Source organism: Micromonospora sp. CA-248260, assembly GCF_050942205.1.
Lineage (GTDB): Bacteria > Actinomycetota > Actinomycetes > Mycobacteriales > Micromonosporaceae > Micromonospora > Micromonospora antibiotica.
In genome coordinates this window covers 5,000,743-5,015,997 of sequence record NZ_CP192021.1, presented here as the reverse complement: position 1 = coordinate 5,015,997, position 15,255 = coordinate 5,000,743, and the positions used below count along the sequence as shown (strand labels likewise).

The following is a 15,255-nucleotide window of genomic DNA, read 5'->3' as shown; positions in this document are numbered from 1 at the left end:
GCACCAGGCACGACGAACCGGCCGGCGAGTCACTCGCCGGCCGGTTCGTCAGTGGGTACCGGGGCCGACCGCTGTCCCCAGCGTCGAGTCGGCCCGCCGGTGGGCGGATCAGTTCATGTAGCCGCGGAGGAAGTATCCCCGCTCGCCGCACCGGTCGAAGGGCACGAGGCCCACGGCGACGCCGGATCCCGTCGGCTCCGCCACGCACGACTTGGTACCGAAGGTGCAGGTGTAGGCCTCGTACTGATGGCTCGCGACCCGTGCCGCGCCCGTGCTCCGGCACTCGGCTTCCGACGAGTAGAAGCCACCATTGACCCACACCCCCGCATGTGCGGGACCTGCCATGAAGGCGACGGCCCCGGCCGTGGCCAGGACCGACATCGCAACGGTTCTCGCAACTTTCCGCATGGCTCTCCGTCGTCTCCCATCGTGGTTTCGCTGTTCTTCGGCACTGTGTGTTGTCTGCCAGCTTTTCCGGAACCGATAAGCGGGCGTACGCGTCCCCGGCCTGCTCGCCACGACGGCCACCGCCGGGTCAGCTGACCGGAGGCACGCGTCGACCCGGACCGTTCGATATGCCGTTCACGTTTTCTGGAATAAGCGTTTCAGGGCATGGCGGCATCGCCCGTCCTGCGTATTTCCGCAACACGGGACGGGTGATGTCACTGAAGGTCGGGTGTGAGCCGGCCGCTATTCCTGGCGAGCCCGCGTCAGTTCATGTACCCGCGGAGCCGGTAGAAGTTCTTCTTGGCGACGTTGTCCCATTCCTTGGTGCAGGTGTACGTCTGGTACATCCCGATCAGCTTGCGACCGTCACCGACGGCCTGGCAGTCGGACAGGACCTGATAGAGCCCGCCGTCCACCCAGACCCCGGCATATGCCGGGCTTCCCACGAGCGTGACACCGGCCGCCGCGACAGCGACAGCGACGCTTAATCGTCGCGCCAGCTTTTTCATCCCCCGCTCCAATCTTTCGGTTGCTGTTCGTCAATACGATGCTGGTGTCGAAGATGCATGTCAAGCCTTGAAATCGGTGTGGAGGTGTGCGAGTCGAGGTAATCCTGTCCCCCATTCGGGCTACTGCTGGCCAGGTCGGCGTGAGGGTGACCGGTGTTCGGCGGCGAGGGACAGCGGCCGATTTCGACCGCTGACAGGGTGGTGCTCATTGCGCTGCACGGGGGTCGGCACGCTTTACGAGGGCCATCACGTTTACGGGGACCGTCGGGCTTTGCGGGGACCATCGCGTACCACGGGCAGTGGTGAACAATGGTGGATTCCTTGCCGGTCCGGTGCCGCCGGCGGTTCGCCGGGCGCACTCGCGCTCCCGGCGGAGGCGTTGTCCGATGCGCCGACCTGCGCGATCGCCACGTGCGGCGGGCCTCCTCGCGATCACCGCGTGCGGCGGGCCTCCTCGCGTGCGGCGCGGGCCGTGGTCCGGCCGCCGGACCGATCCGGAAACAGGGCGTCCTGATCCGGGAGGGGGGTGGTCGGTCGTCGCACGACCCGGTGCTGGCGCGCGAGCACTGTCGGTATCCCGTACTAGAGTCGCTGCCGTGACAGCTACGACGCCGCGCCTGCTTCTCGTCGACGGACACTCCCTGGCATACCGGGCGTTCTTCGCCCTGCCGGTGGAGAACTTCTCCACCACGACCGGGCAGCCGACCAACGCGGTCTACGGCTTCACCTCGATGCTGATCAACGTGCTCCGCGACGAGCAGCCCACCCACATCGTGGTCGCCTTCGACGTCTCCCGCCGTTCCTTCCGCACCGAGAAGTACGCGGAGTACAAGGCCGGCCGCAGCGAGACCCCGGCCGACTTCAAGGGGCAGGTCAGTCTGGTCAAGGAGGTCCTCGACGCGCTGCGCATCCCGGTCGTCGAGCGCGAGGGCTACGAGGCCGACGACGTCATCGCCACCCTGGCCTGCCAGGCCCGCGACCAGGGCATGCAGGTGCTGATCAGCACCGGCGACCGGGACGCCTTCCAGCTCGTCGGCGACACCGTGACCGTGCTCTACCCCCGCAAGGGCGTCTCCGACCTGGCCCGGATGGACCCGGCCGCGATCGAGGCGAAATACGGTGTCGGCCCGCAGCGCTACCGCGACCTGGCCGCGCTGGTCGGCGAGACCAGCGACAACCTGCCCGGCATCCCCGGCGTCGGCCCCAAGACGGCCGCCAAGTGGATCACCACCTACGGCGGGGTCGAGGGCGTGATCGCCCACGCCGACGAGATCAAGGGCAAAGCCGGCGACAGCCTGCGCGAGCGGCTCGCCGACGTGATCCGCAACTACGAGATCAACTGTCTGGTCTCCGACCTGGAGCTCCCGATCCGTCCCGAGGACGCCCGCTGGCAGGGCTGGGACCGGGAGGCCGTGCACCAGGTCTTCGACACGCTCCAGTTCCGCATCCTGCGCGACCGGCTCTACCAGTACCTGGAGGCGGTGGAGCCGGAGGCCGAGGCGGGCTTCGACCTGACCGCCGAGGTGCTCACCGCGCCCGGCGCGTTGACCGACTGGCTGGCCACGCACGCCCCGGTCGGCACCCAGGTCGGTGTGGCGGTGAAGACGCCGGCCAAGCCGAAGGAACCCCGCGAGCGTTACGAGCCGCAGCTGGAGGCGCTGGCGTTCGCGCTGGCCACCGGCCCGGCGGCGTGGCTGGACCCGACGACGCTGGCCGAGGCCGACGAGCGCGCCCTGGCCGACTGGTTGGCCGACCCGCAGCAACCGAAGGTGCTGCACGACAGCAAGCACGCCCGGCTGGCCTTCGCCGCCCGGGGCTGGGACCTGGCCGGCGTCGCCCGGGACACCGAGGTCGCCGCCTACCTGGCCCGTCCCGACCAGCGCTCCTACGACCTGACCGACCTGGCGCTGCGCTACCTGCACCGCGAGCTGCGGGTCGACGCGCCGGAGACCGGGCAGCTCACCTTCGACGGCCTCGGTGACGACGGCGAGGCCGAGCAGAACCTGATGCTGCAGGCGCGGGCCACCCTCGACCTGGCCGACGCGATCGACGCCGAGCTGTCCCGCGACGGCGAGCAGTCGGCCCGGTTGATGGCCGAGGTGGAGCTGCCCCTGTCCGAGGTGCTCGCCGCGATGCAGCGCGTCGGCATCGGTGCCGACCTGGACTACCTCCAGGAGCTGGAGGCGCACTTCGCGGGCGAGGTGAAGTCCGCCGCGCAGAGCGCGTACGCCGCCGTGGGGCGGGAGTTCAACCTGGGTTCGCCCAAGCAGCTCCAGGAGTTGCTCTTCGGGGAGCTGGGGCTGCCCAAGACCAAGAAGATCAAGACCGGCTACACCACCGACGCCGACGCGCTCCAGTGGCTGCACGCGCAGAACCCGCACCCGGTGCTGGAGCACCTGCTGCGGCACCGGGACGTGGCGAAGCTCAAGACCACCGTCGACGGCCTGCTCAAGTCGGTCGCCGACGACGGCCGCATCCACACCACGTTCAAGCAGACCGTGGCGGCCACCGGCCGGCTCTCCTCCACCGACCCGAATCTCCAGAACATCCCGATCCGCACCGAGGAGGGCCGGCGCATCCGCCGGGCCTTCGTGGTGGGCGACGGCTACCAGACGTTGCTCACCGCCGACTACAGCCAGATCGAGATGCGGATCATGGCGCACCTGTCCCTGGACGAGGCGCTGATCGAGGCGTTCAACTCCGGCCACGACTTCCACGCCGCCACCGCGTCGTCGGTCTTCACCGTCCCGGTCGGCGAGGTCACCGCCGACCAGCGCCGAAAGATCAAGGCGATGAACTACGGCCTGGCGTACGGGCTGAGCGCCTTCGGCCTGTCCCAGCAGCTCGGCATCACCGCCGAGGAAGCCCGCGGGCTGATGGACAACTACTTCGCCGGTTTCGGCGGGGTGCGTGACTACCTGCACGAGGTGGTGGCCCGGGCCCGCCAGGACGGCTACACCTCCACCGTCCTGGGCCGCCGCCGCTACCTGCCCGACCTGGTCAGCGACAACCGGCAGCGCCGGGACATGGCCGAGCGGATGGCGCTCAACGCCCCGATCCAGGGCTCGGCGGCCGACATCATCAAGGTCGCCATGCTGCGCGTCGACACCGCGCTGCGCGACGCCGGGCTGCGTTCCCGGATGCTGCTCCAGGTGCACGACGAGCTGGTCTTCGAGGTTGCCCCCGACGAGCGGGAGGCGCTGGAGGCCCTGGTCCGGCAGGAGATGGGGGCGGCCTATCCGCTGTCGGTGCCCCTGGAGGTCTCCGTCGGCGCGGGCCGGGACTGGAACAGCGCCGACCACTAGGCCGGTCGGCCACCAGGGCGGTGGCCCGTTGGGCCACGGCCTTTCGGGTCGGTGGTCGGCGACCTGACCAGGGAATTCTGACGGGGACGAGGGGGAGACATGACCACACTCCACGACCGGCCGCACACCGCGCTGCTCGTCGTCGACGTGCAGAACGGCGTCGTCGCGGGGACGCACCGGCGTGACGAGGTCGTCGGCACCGTGGGTGCACTGGTGCGGCGGGCCCGACACGAGGGGGTGCCGGTCGTCTGGGTGCAGCACTCCGACGCCGACCTCGTCCGGGGCAGCGACGACTGGCGGATCGTCCGTGAGCTGGCCCCCGGCGAGGCCGAGCCGCTGGTCGAGAAGCACTACGGCGACTCCTTCGAGGACACTGCGCTGGAGTCGGTGCTGGCCGGGCTGGGTGTCGGGCGACTCGTGGTGGCCGGTGCGCAGACCGACGCGTGTGTCCGGTCGACGCTGCACGGCGCGTTCGTCCGAGGCTACGACACCGTGCTGGTCGGCGACGCCCACACCACGCAGGACCGGACGGCGTGGGGTGCTCCACCGCCCGAGCAGGTCGTCGCGCACACCAACCTCTACTGGGCCCACCAGACGGCGCCGGGACGCACCGCCGGCACGGTCGAGGCGGAGGACGTCGACTTCGCCGCCCCGGCCTGACCTCCGCCGCCCCGGTCGGGGGCGGTCACCGCAGTGGGTCGTGGCCCCAGTTCATCAGCGACCAGCGCCACCTGGTGTCCCGGATGTCACCGGCGGGCCGCTGCGCCAGGTGCCGGTGCACGTACCCGATCACCGTGCGCATGTGCTGGTAGTCGGCAGCCGACAGTTCGGCCCGCTTGCGGCGGAGCAGGTCGACGATCCGCCGCCCGGACGAGTGGCCGACCGACTCGCCGCCGCCGGCACGTCCACCCTTGTGCCAGCCGACGTGCTTGGACTCAGCCGTCTGTAACCAGGAGGACAGCTCGCCGGGCCGCATGTTCACCGCCTCGGTGAACTCGCGGTAGGTCTGCTGCGGATCGTCGGCCCGGCTCATCGCGCACCGCCTCCAGTCGGCGGGCGACGTCGGGTGCCGTCATGGCGGATGCGGAACCTCTGCTCGGCCATGTCCGCCGCGTACCCGGGGGCGGTCCACCGAAACGACCGGTGCGGACCCGGTGCTACGTGACACCCCGGTGATCGGCAGGTGTCCGGTGGTGCCGCTCAGCCCGGCCCCGACGGCCCGGGTGACAAGGAGTCGGTCGGGAGCGGGGCGGGCAGCCGCCACCGGTCAGCTGGCGGTCGGCTTCTCGGTGACGAAGATGGCGGTGCCGGGGAAGAGCCGTCCGCGCAGCGGGCTCCACTGCCCCCAGGTCTCCCGGTGTCCGGCCGGCCACTCGGGCTCCACCAGGTCCAGCAGGCGGAAGCCGGCGTCGACCAGTTCGCGGATCCGGTCGCCGAGGGTCCGGTGCTGCTCGACGTAGCTAGCCACCCCCCGCTCGTCCTGCTCCACGTAGGGCGAGCGGTCGAAGTACGAGTGCACGGCGGTCAGGCCACCCTCGCCGGGGTCGTCCAGGAAGACCCAGCGCATCGGGTGGGTCACCGAGAAGACCCAGCGCCCCCCGGGGCGTAGCACCCGGTGCACCTCGGCCATCAGGGCGGCGGAGTCGTCGACGAACGGGATCGCGCCGAAGGCCGTGCAGGCGATGTCGAAGGACGCCCCGGCGAACGGCAGGGCCAGGGCGTCGGCCTGCACCAGCGGGACGCGTACCCCGGTGGTGCCGGCGGCGCGGGCGGCGTGCCGCAGCATTCCGGCGGAGAGGTCGAAGGCCACCGGCTCCGCCCCCTGGGTGGCCAGCCAGCGGGCGCAGGACGCCGCGCCGCAGCCGACCTCCAGCACCCGCCGCCCGGCGACCTCGCCGAGCAGCCGCGCGTCGGACTCGCGCAGCCCCTCCGGGCACCAGCGGAAGTCGACCTCGCCCAGGAACGCGCCGTGCTCGGCCTGGTAGTCGTCGGCGTCGGCGTCCCACCAGCCCCGGTTGGCCCATCGTGCCTCGGTGGCGCCCACCCGGCGTCGCAGCACCCGCTCGTCGTCGTCCACCAGCTCGTCGTCGTTCACCAGCTCACGCTAGGCCCTGCGGTGGTCTCGCCCGCCGGACCCCGCCGCGCGCGGCGTGCCGGACCGCCGTACGCTGTCGGTCCCGTGGGGTGGATGTGACGGATGAGACACCGGAGGCGCTTTTTCCCCGAAATCTCCGCTTTCGCAGCTGGCGGGTTCGCGAGGACCCGGGAGGCCTTGCACGCTGTGGTAATGCAGCGGGTAGGCTAGACGATGCGCTCGTGGATCGTGTACCTCGGCAGGGAGCAGGTGCGCGGTCGTCGGAGCACCAATGGTCTTCTCTTGACGATCGTTCGGTGTGCCCGGTGGCGGATCCGCTGGCGCGAACGGGTCACTGCGACACCACGCCTGCTGTGACAACCCATCCGACCGGAGCAACCGCCCACATGACGAGCAGCATCGAGGCCCCCTCGAGCGCCACCCGGGTCACCCACGACGATCTCGGTTCCGAGGAGGCTTTCCTCGCCGCGATCGACGAGACCATCAAGTACTTCAATGACGGCGACATTGTCGAAGGCACCGTCGTCAAGGTCGATCGGGACGAGGTCCTGCTCGACATCGGCTACAAGACCGAGGGTGTCATCCCCTCGCGGGAGTTGTCGATCAAGCACGACGTGGACCCCGCCGAGGTCGTCTCGGTCGGTGACCACATCGAGGCCCTGGTCCTCCAGAAGGAGGACAAGGAGGGGCGTCTGATCCTCTCGAAGAAGCGGGCGCAGTACGAGCGGGCCTGGGGCACGATCGAAAAGATCAAGGACGAGGACGGCGTCGTCCGCGGTTCGGTCATCGAGGTGGTCAAGGGTGGCCTCATCCTCGACATCGGGCTGCGCGGCTTCCTGCCCGCCTCCCTGGTCGAGATGCGACGGGTGCGTGACCTGCAGCCGTACGTGGGCCGCGAGCTCGAAGCCAAGATCATCGAGCTGGACAAGAACCGCAACAACGTGGTCCTGTCCCGCCGGGCCTGGCTGGAGCAGACGCAGTCCGAGGTGCGCACCGAGTTCCTCAACAAGCTCCAGAAGGGGCAGGTCCGCAAGGGCGTCGTCTCGTCGATCGTCAACTTCGGCGCGTTCGTCGACCTGGGCGGCGTGGACGGCCTGGTGCACGTCTCCGAGCTCTCCTGGAAGCACATCGACCACCCGTCCGAGGTCGTCGAGGTGGGCCAGGAGGTCGAGGTCGAGGTCCTGGACGTCGACCTGGACCGCGAGCGGGTCTCGCTGTCGCTGAAGGCGACCCAGGAGGACCCGTGGCGGCAGTTCGCCCGCACCCACGCGATCCAGCAGATCGTGCCGGGTAAGGTCACCAAGCTGGTCCCGTTCGGCGCCTTCGTCCGGGTGGACGACGGCATCGAGGGCCTGGTCCACATCTCCGAGCTGGCCGAGCGCCACGTGGAGATCCCGGAGCAGGTCGTGCAGGTCGGCTCCGAGGTCATGGTCAAGGTCATCGACATCGACCTGGAGCGCCGCCGGATCTCGCTGTCGCTCAAGCAGGCCAACGAGGGCTTCGTCGAGGGCGAGGAGCACTTCGACCCGACCCTCTACGGCATGGCCGCGACGTACGACACCGAGGGCAACTACATCTACCCGGACGGCTTCGACCCGGAGACGGGCGAGTGGCTCGAGGGGTACGACAAGCAGCGCGAGACCTGGGAGAACCAGTACGCCGAGGCGCGTCAGCGCTGGGAGGCCCACACCAAGCAGGTGCAGACCTCCCGGGCCGCCGACGCCGAGGCCGCTGCCAACCCGGCTCCGCCCGTGGCCGCCGGTGGTGGCACCACCACCTCGACCAGCTCGTCGACCCCGAGCCGGCAGGCCGAGGAGCCGGCGGGCACCCTGGCCACCGACGAGGCGCTCGCCGCGCTGCGGGAGAAGCTCGCCGGCGGCAAGTGACCCAGGAGGCTGCCACCGGGTACCACGTCTGACGTCGTACCCGGGCCCGGGTAGCCGCTGACCAGAAGAGCCCCGCCTCCGGTCCACTGAACGTGGACCGGAGGCGGGGCTCTTTGGCGTCGGCGTCGGATACGGCTACCCCGCTGACACCGCGTGGCGCTCCGGGTGCGAGGCGGCCCGTCGGCGGCGGTCAGGTGCCGCCGGTGCCCAGGGCGGGCTTCCCGGTGCGGTGCGCCGACAACACGGGCCTGGTGGCGTGGTGCCGGGTGGGAGGTGGGGGCGGGGGTGGTGTGGTGGGGCAGGGGCCGATCCGGTTGACTGGGTCGGTGCTGAGGGTGGGGTTGACCGGTGGTATCGGGTCCGGCAAGAGCGCGGTGGCGACCCGACTGGCCGAGCGGGGCGCGATCATCGTCGACTCCGACCGGATCGCCCGGGAGGTGGTCGCGCCGGGCAGTGCGGGGCTGGCCGAGATCGTGGCCGCCTTCTCCGACCGGGTGCTGACCGCCGATGGCGCACTGGACCGGGCGGCGTTGGGCGCGTTGGTCTTCGCCGACGAGGCTGCCCGCCGTCGGCTGGAGGAGATCACCCATCCCCGGGTACGGGCCCGGTCCGCCGAGCTGTCCGCTGCGGCCCCCGCCGACGCGGTGGTGGTCAACGACGTGCCGCTGCTGGTGGAGGTGGGGCTGGCACCGTCGTACCACCTGGTGGTGGTGGTGCAGACGGCCGTGGCCATCCGGTTGGCGCGGCTGGTGCGGGACCGGGGGATGACCCGGGCGGAGGCCGAGCGGCGGATCGCCGCCCAGGCCGACGACGCCCGCCGCCGGGCGGCGGCCGACGTGGTCCTCGACAACGACGGCGGTCTCGACGAGCTGCACGCCGCCGTGGACGCGCTCTGGCGGGACCGCCTGCTGCCCTACGAGCGCAACGTGCGGGAACACCGGGCGGTCCGGGAGGGGTGGGCGGTGCTGACCGAGCCCGACCCGACCTGGCCGCAGCAGTACGCCCGGCTCGCCGCCCGGATCCGGCACGCGCTCGCCCCGGCCGACCTGCGGATCGACCATGTCGGCTCGACCGCTGTGCCGGGGCTGGCCGGCCGGGACGTCATCGACGTGCAGGTGACCGTCCCGTCGCTGGCCGAGGCGGACGGCGTGTTGGCGCGGCGACTCGCCGACGCCGGATTTCCCAGGGTGCCCGACGTCCGGGGGGACGCACCCCGACCGGCAGCCGGCGACGGCGGGGCGGGCCGGGATGAGCGGCTGCACGGCGGTGCCGACCCGGGGCGGCCGGTACGGGTGCACCTGCGGGTGGCCGGATCCCCCGGCTGGCGACACGCCCTGCTGATGCGGGACCACCTGCGCGCCGATCCCGGTCAACGGGCGGCCCACCTGCTGGTGGAGCGGGAGCTGGCGGCGCCGCCCGATCCGGGGTCCACCGCCACGGGCGACCCGTGGTCCGCGGAGGAGTACCTGCGGGCGGAGGCGTGGGCGACCCGGACCGGCTGGCGTCCCTGACCGCAGCCCTCCTCCCCAGCCGGTGCGGACGGCACCGGGAATCGTGCCGTCCGCCGGATCGCGCACTCGGCAGCGTCGTGCCCGTCTGCCGGGTCAGGGCGTCGGCCGAATCGTGCCGCCGGCAGCGTCGTGGCGTCCGCCGGGTCGTGAGGCCGACGTTGCCGTGCGGTGGGGCGCGACGAGTCCCGCCGGCAGCGGCCCGGGGCTCAGGTCCAGCTGCGCCCACAGACCCCCGGTGGTGCGTAGCTCCAGCCGGTGCGGGAACCCGGTGCGGTCCAGCCAGTAGCGCAGTCGCCGGCCCTGCTGGCGTACCTCGAACACGTCCACCGGCCGGTTGGCCCGTCGGTCGCCCCGGATCCGGACGGCCGTGTCGACGCCCGGCGGGCGCCCGTCGGCCTGTAGCGCCGCGTCGACCAGCATGTCCAGCTCGTCGGCCGGCCGACCGCCGAGCCGCCAGCCGGTCCCGGCCGGCGGCGGCAACGGCGGACCGGGGGCGGCGGTGTCCGGCCCGACCGGTACGTCCGCCCGGGCGAAGCCGGTCCGGTCCCGCCGCCGCAGCGTCCGACGGCCGAGGGTGTCCAGCTCGGCGACGGACAGGTAGGAGACATCGGCGGACCAGCTCAACCAGCCGCTGCCGCGCAGGTTGGCGGCGGCCCCGAGGGGGGCCGTCACGGTGACGGCGGCCCCGCTGCCGGCGCGTAGCCGGGTGGCCAGGCGGCCCAGCCGGGCGGCCTCCTCGTCGGTGAGGGCCCGGGGCAGTCCTGGCCGGCCACCGAGCGCGTCGACCGGCCACGGCGTCGGCCGGTCGACCCGGTCCAGCTCGATGGTGACCGGGGTCCCGTCGTCGAGCCGGCCCGCCCAGCGACGCAGCCGGGCGTCCCGGTCCACCCACCAGCGGGGGTCGGTGTCCCTGGCCACCGGTCGACCGGTCGGCCCGGCGGCGGGCCGACCACGGGGCCCGACCGGCGGCAGCGCCGCCTGGAGGACGTCCACCGGGTCGCCGCCGACAGTGTCCCGGCCGAGCCACCGTCCGCCGGTGCGGAGTGGTTCGGCCGGCTCGGCCCGGTCGGCGGCCAGCGCGAACAGGACGGCGAGCGCGCCGTCCAGGCGTCGCCCGGTGGGTCGGTCGCGCAGCCGCCAACGGTCGACGGGAGGCACCAGCGGCGGCCGGGCCGGGGTCACGATCGCCGTGGGGTCGCGACGGTGCACCACCACCGGGCCGGCGGCCTGCACCAGCCCCCGGTCCTGGCCGGCACCCGGACCGCCGACGGCGAGGTAGGCCAGGGGACGCGACCAGTCGACCCAGCCGACCAGGTCGGTACGGCCGGCTGCGGTGCCGACGGCCACCCGTACCCCGGCCCGGACGTCCCGGTAGGCGCTGACCCGGGCGGCTGCCAGCCGCTCGACCTCGTCGCCGGTCAGCGCGCGGGCCGGCGTGGCCGGTGCGGGCGACCAGCTGAGCAGGCCGGCCACCAGGGCGGCGGCGGAGGTGGCCGCGACCGCGCCCAGGACGAGCAGGGTGGCGCTTCGCCGCCCCGGCGTGCGGTCCTCGGGGCCGGCCGGGGCGGTCGTGCCGAGGGCGACCGGTCGGCCGGCGGTTCGGTGTCGCCGGCCGGCACGTCGTCGTCCCGGGCCGGTGCCGGGTGGGTGTCGTGGCCGGTCGGGCGAGGTCTCCACGTGGAGTTGAACGGGCCGGCCGGGGGCGGGGTGACGCCGCCGGGACGGGTGGGGTGGGCGGGCGGTGGCCGGCCGGACGGGCAGGGGCGCTCGCGGCGGCCGGTCTGCGCCAGGGGCGCGACCACGCGGGATGCGCACGCCGGTGATGTCCGGGTGCTGCGACCCCAGGTGCCGGGCGGTGGGAGCCTGTCGAGGCCCGGCCACTGCCGCGGTCGGCCGCCGCGAGCGGCCTACGGTGTCCAGGCTAGCCCTCTGAGATGTGGGCCACAATGGCAATATCGAAGGTGGTCGACTGCTGGCGACGGTCGCGGCACAGTGTCGGACCCGCGGCGTACCGTTGATGTCATGGCGCTCGACATTCCCCGGCTCGACGGTCGCTTCCAGGTCGTCAGTGACTTCCAGCCGGCCGGCGACCAGCCGGCCGCCATTGATGATCTTGAGCGTCGGGTTCGACGTGGCGACCGGAACACCGTGCTGCTCGGCGCCACCGGCACCGGCAAGAGCGCCACCACCGCCTGGCTGGTCGAGCGACTGCAACGGCCGACCCTGGTGCTCGCCCCCAACAAGACGCTCTGCGCCCAGCTGGCCAAGGAGTTCAGCGAGCTGCTCCCGCACAACTCGGTGGAGTATTTCGTCTCCTACTACGACTACTACCAGCCCGAGGCGTACATCCCGCAGACCGACACCTACATCGAGAAGGACTCCTCGATCAACGAGGAGGTCGAGCGGCTGCGGCACAAGGCGACCATGTCGCTGCTCACCCGGCGCGACACGATCGTGGTGGCGACCGTCTCGGCCATCTACGGCCTGGGCACCCCCGAGGAATACCTCGACCGGGCCGTCCGGATCGCCGTCGGGCAGGAGCTGGACCGCGACCAGCTGCTACGCCGGCTGGTCGACATCCAGTACACCCGCAACGACATGGCCTTCCAACGCGGCACCTTCCGGGTCCGGGGCGACACCCTGGAGATCATCCCGGCGTACGAGGAGCTGGCGGTCCGCATCGAGCTGTTCGGTGACGAGGTGGAGAAGCTCTACTACCTCAACCCGCTCACCGGTGACGTGGTCAAGGAGGTCGACCACCTGTTGATCTTCCCGGCCACCCACTACGCGGCCGGTCCGGAGCGGATGGAACGGGCCACCCGCGACATCGAGGCCGAGCTGGGGGAGCGGCTGGCCGAGCTGGAACGGCAGGGCAAGCTGCTGGAGGCGCAGCGGCTGCGGATGCGCACCACCTACGACCTGGAGATGATGCGGCAGGTCGGGTTCTGCTCCGGCATCGAGAACTACTCCATGCACATCGACGGCCGACTGCCCGGCAGTCCCCCGCACTGCCTGCTCGACTACTTCCCGGACGACTTCCTCACCGTGGTCGACGAGTCCCACGTCACCATCCCGCAGATCGGCGGCATGTTCGAGGGCGACGCCTCCCGTAAGCGGATGCTGATCGACCACGGTTTCCGGCTACCCAGCGCCGCCGACAACCGTCCGCTGCGCTTCGACGAGTTCCTGGAGCGGGTCGGCCAACTGGTCTACCTCTCGGCCACCCCGGGCACCTGGGAGATGGAACAGGCCCAGGGCGAGTTCGTCGAACAGGTCATCCGCCCCACCGGCCTGATCGACCCGGAGGTCGTGATCAAGCCGACCAAGGGCCAGATCGACGACCTGATGGACGAGATCAAGCTGCGGACCGAGCGGGACGAACGGGTGCTCGTCACCACGCTGACGAAGAAGATGGCCGAGGACCTGTCCGACTACCTCCTGGAGAACGGCATCCGGGTGCGTTACCTGCACTCCGAGGTCGACACCCTGCGCCGGGTGGAGCTGCTGCGCGAGCTGCGCAAGGGCGACTACGACGTGCTGGTCGGCATCAACCTGCTCCGGGAGGGGCTCGACCTGCCCGAGGTCTCCCTGGTGGCGATCCTGGACGCCGACAAGGAGGGCTTCCTGCGCAGTGGCCGGTCGCTGATCCAGACCATCGGCCGGGCCGCCCGTAACGTCTCCGGCCAGGTGCACATGTACGCCGACAAGATCACGCCGTCGATGGCGTCGGCGATCGACGAGACCAACCGCCGCCGGGCCAAGCAGATCGCCCACAACGAGGCGCACGGGATCAGCCCCGAGCCGCTGCGCAAGAAGATCCACGACATCCTCGACGACATCTACCGTGAGGCGGAGGACACCGAGAATTCCCGGATCGGCGGGGCCGCACGTCAGCTGTCCCGGGGCAAGGCGCCGGTCAAGGAGACCCGCAGCCGCAGCCGGGCCACGGCCGGCACGCCCTCCCGGGAGGGGATGGCCCGCGCCGACCTGGCGCAGCTGATCCAGGAACTCAACGACCAGATGCTCGCCGCCGCCCGCGAGTTGCAGTTCGAGCTGGCGGCGCGGATCCGCGACGAGGTCGCCGACCTCAAGAAGGAACTGCGCGGGATGGACGCCGCCGGGGTGAAGTGACGGCCGCCCTGGTGCTGGACGAGGTGCGCGTCGGGACACCGGCCGGTGGGCTGCGCCCCCTGGTGGGCAGCTACCTGGGTTACCGGGAGAGCCGGCCGGCGCATCCGGGGGGTGTGCCGGCCGGTACGGCGTCGCCACTGGTGCGGCACGAGGCGGCCGGGGCCTTCGTGGTCCTCGTCCTCGGCTGGGGCGCCCCGCTGGACGTGCTGAACCCGCGCTCGGCAGCGCACAGCGCGTACCAGGTGGACTCGTTCGTGGCCGGGCCGTACGACGGCTACTGCACGACCTCGACGGTCGGGGCCGGTGCCGGGGTGCAGTTGCTGCTCACCCCGCTGGCGGCCCGTCGGATCCTCGGAGTGCCGCTGGGGGAGTTGGCCAACCGGGCGGTGGCGGTCGACGGGCTGCCCGATCCGTGGCTCGACCGGTTACGGGTCCGGCTGGCCGAGATGTCGGACTGGCCCCGCCGGTTCGCTCTGCTCGACGCGGCGCTCGGGGCCCGACTGGCGGCCACCGATCCGGTCGAGGAGCACCTGGGCCGGGCCTGGGGCCGACTCGCCGGGTCGGCCGGCCGGATCGGCATCGGCGAGCTGGCCGACGAACTGGGCTGGAGTCGCCGGTACCTGACCGCGCGGTTCCGCCGGGAGTTGGGGCTGGGCCCGAAGACGACCGCCCGGCTGCTGCGCTTCCAACGGGCCTACGCGGCCCTGGGGCGGACGCACGCCATGCCCGCGTCGCCCGTCGGGTCGGATCGTCCCGATCCGACGGACGGCTGGGCCGAGTTGGCGGTGCGCTGGGGCTACTACGACCAGTCGCACCTGATCCGGGAGTTCCGGGAGTTCACCGGGGCGACCCCGACGGCGGTCGGCCGGCCGGGTTCCCATTCGTCCAATCCGGGCTGATCCCCGGACGGCACACTCGACGCATGACCAACATCTACCCGACCTTCCGGTATCCCGACGCCCGGGCGGCGATCGACTGGCTCTGCACGGCGTTCGGGTTCCGGGTCCACGCGGTGCACGACGGCCCGGACGGGACGGTGGCGCACGCCGAGCTGGCCCTCGGTGACGGCATCGTCATGCTCGGCACGGGCCGGGGGCGACCGGATCGGCCGGCCGACGACGACTACGCCGTCTACGTGGCGGTCGACGACCTGGACGCCCACCACGACCGGGCGCGGGCGGTCGGGGCGGAGATCGTCCGGGAACCGTTCGACACCGACTACGGTTCCCGTGACTACGCGGCCCGGGACCTCGCCGGTCACGTCTGGTCGTTCGGCACCTACCGGCCCTGACCGGACGGCCCCGAACGGCAGCCGTAGCGAACGGGGGGCTGCCGTTCGGGGCCGTCTCCGACAGCGGCGTCATCCGAATC

12 protein-coding genes are annotated in these 15,255 nt (G+C 72.0%); 7 read left to right on the top strand and 5 right to left on the bottom strand.

The window, feature by feature from the left end:
• Positions 1-108 precede the first annotated feature (108 nt).
• Positions 109-381, bottom strand: coding sequence for a hypothetical protein (locus ACQP2H_RS21390; protein ID WP_219463792.1), 273 nt, complete (start codon positions 379-381; stop codon positions 109-111).
• Between the two features lie 329 nt (positions 382-710).
• Positions 711-893, bottom strand: a complete 183-nt coding sequence (locus tag ACQP2H_RS21385; protein WP_219463790.1) for a hypothetical protein — start codon at positions 891-893, stop codon at positions 711-713.
• 659 nt (positions 894-1,552) lie between these two features.
• On the opposite strand from ACQP2H_RS21385, the gene polA reads away from it, so the two are divergent.
• Both polA and ACQP2H_RS21375 read left to right on the top strand, forming a co-directional pair.
• Entirely contained in the window at positions 1,553-4,261 is a 2,709-nt protein-coding gene (polA, locus tag ACQP2H_RS21380) for a DNA polymerase I (protein WP_219463787.1), read from the top strand.
• Positions 4,262-4,360: 99 nt separating this feature from the next.
• Complete coding sequence (locus ACQP2H_RS21375) at positions 4,361-4,921, top strand: isochorismatase family protein (RefSeq protein WP_357536894.1); 561 nt, start codon at positions 4,361-4,363, stop codon at positions 4,919-4,921.
• 25 nt (positions 4,922-4,946) lie between these two features.
• Here the strand turns inward: ACQP2H_RS21375 and ACQP2H_RS21370 are convergent, their stop codons facing one another.
• Positions 4,947-5,294 (bottom strand): DUF3140 domain-containing protein, encoded by a 348-nt coding sequence (locus ACQP2H_RS21370; RefSeq protein WP_208569232.1) that lies wholly within the window; start codon positions 5,292-5,294, stop codon positions 4,947-4,949.
• 234 nt (positions 5,295-5,528) lie between these two features.
• Positions 5,529-6,338 (bottom strand): class I SAM-dependent methyltransferase, encoded by an 810-nt coding sequence (locus tag ACQP2H_RS21365; RefSeq protein ID WP_219470211.1) that lies wholly within the window; start codon positions 6,336-6,338, stop codon positions 5,529-5,531.
• A gap of 404 nt (positions 6,339-6,742) precedes the next feature.
• On the opposite strand from ACQP2H_RS21365, the gene rpsA reads away from it, so the two are divergent.
• On the top strand, positions 6,743-8,242 hold the full coding sequence (gene rpsA / locus ACQP2H_RS21360) for a 30S ribosomal protein S1 (protein WP_208569231.1): 1,500 nt from the start codon (positions 6,743-6,745) through the stop codon (positions 8,240-8,242).
• A gap of 326 nt (positions 8,243-8,568) precedes the next feature.
• Entirely contained in the window at positions 8,569-9,753 is a 1,185-nt protein-coding gene (gene coaE / locus ACQP2H_RS21355; protein ID WP_219463785.1) for a dephospho-CoA kinase, read from the top strand.
• Between the two features lie 93 nt (positions 9,754-9,846).
• Here the strand turns inward: coaE and ACQP2H_RS21350 are convergent, their stop codons facing one another.
• On the bottom strand, positions 9,847-11,430 hold the full coding sequence (locus tag ACQP2H_RS21350; protein WP_357536891.1) for a hypothetical protein: 1,584 nt from the start codon (positions 11,428-11,430) through the stop codon (positions 9,847-9,849).
• Between the two features lie 345 nt (positions 11,431-11,775).
• Between ACQP2H_RS21350 and uvrB the strand changes: the two genes are divergently transcribed.
• Genes uvrB through ACQP2H_RS21335 form a run of 3 tightly spaced genes read left to right on the top strand, consistent with a single transcriptional unit; the run spans position 11,776 to position 15,175 of the window.
• Entirely contained in the window at positions 11,776-13,884 is a 2,109-nt protein-coding gene (gene uvrB / locus ACQP2H_RS21345) for an excinuclease ABC subunit UvrB (protein ID WP_208569228.1), read from the top strand.
• Positions 13,881-14,783, top strand: a complete 903-nt coding sequence (locus tag ACQP2H_RS21340) for a helix-turn-helix domain-containing protein (protein ID WP_433228608.1) — start codon at positions 13,881-13,883, stop codon at positions 14,781-14,783. Before uvrB ends, ACQP2H_RS21340 begins: the two co-directional genes overlap by 4 nt.
• A gap of 23 nt (positions 14,784-14,806) precedes the next feature.
• Entirely contained in the window at positions 14,807-15,175 is a 369-nt protein-coding gene (locus tag ACQP2H_RS21335; RefSeq protein WP_357536888.1) for a VOC family protein, read from the top strand.
• The last annotated feature ends 80 nt before the right edge of the window (positions 15,176-15,255 follow it).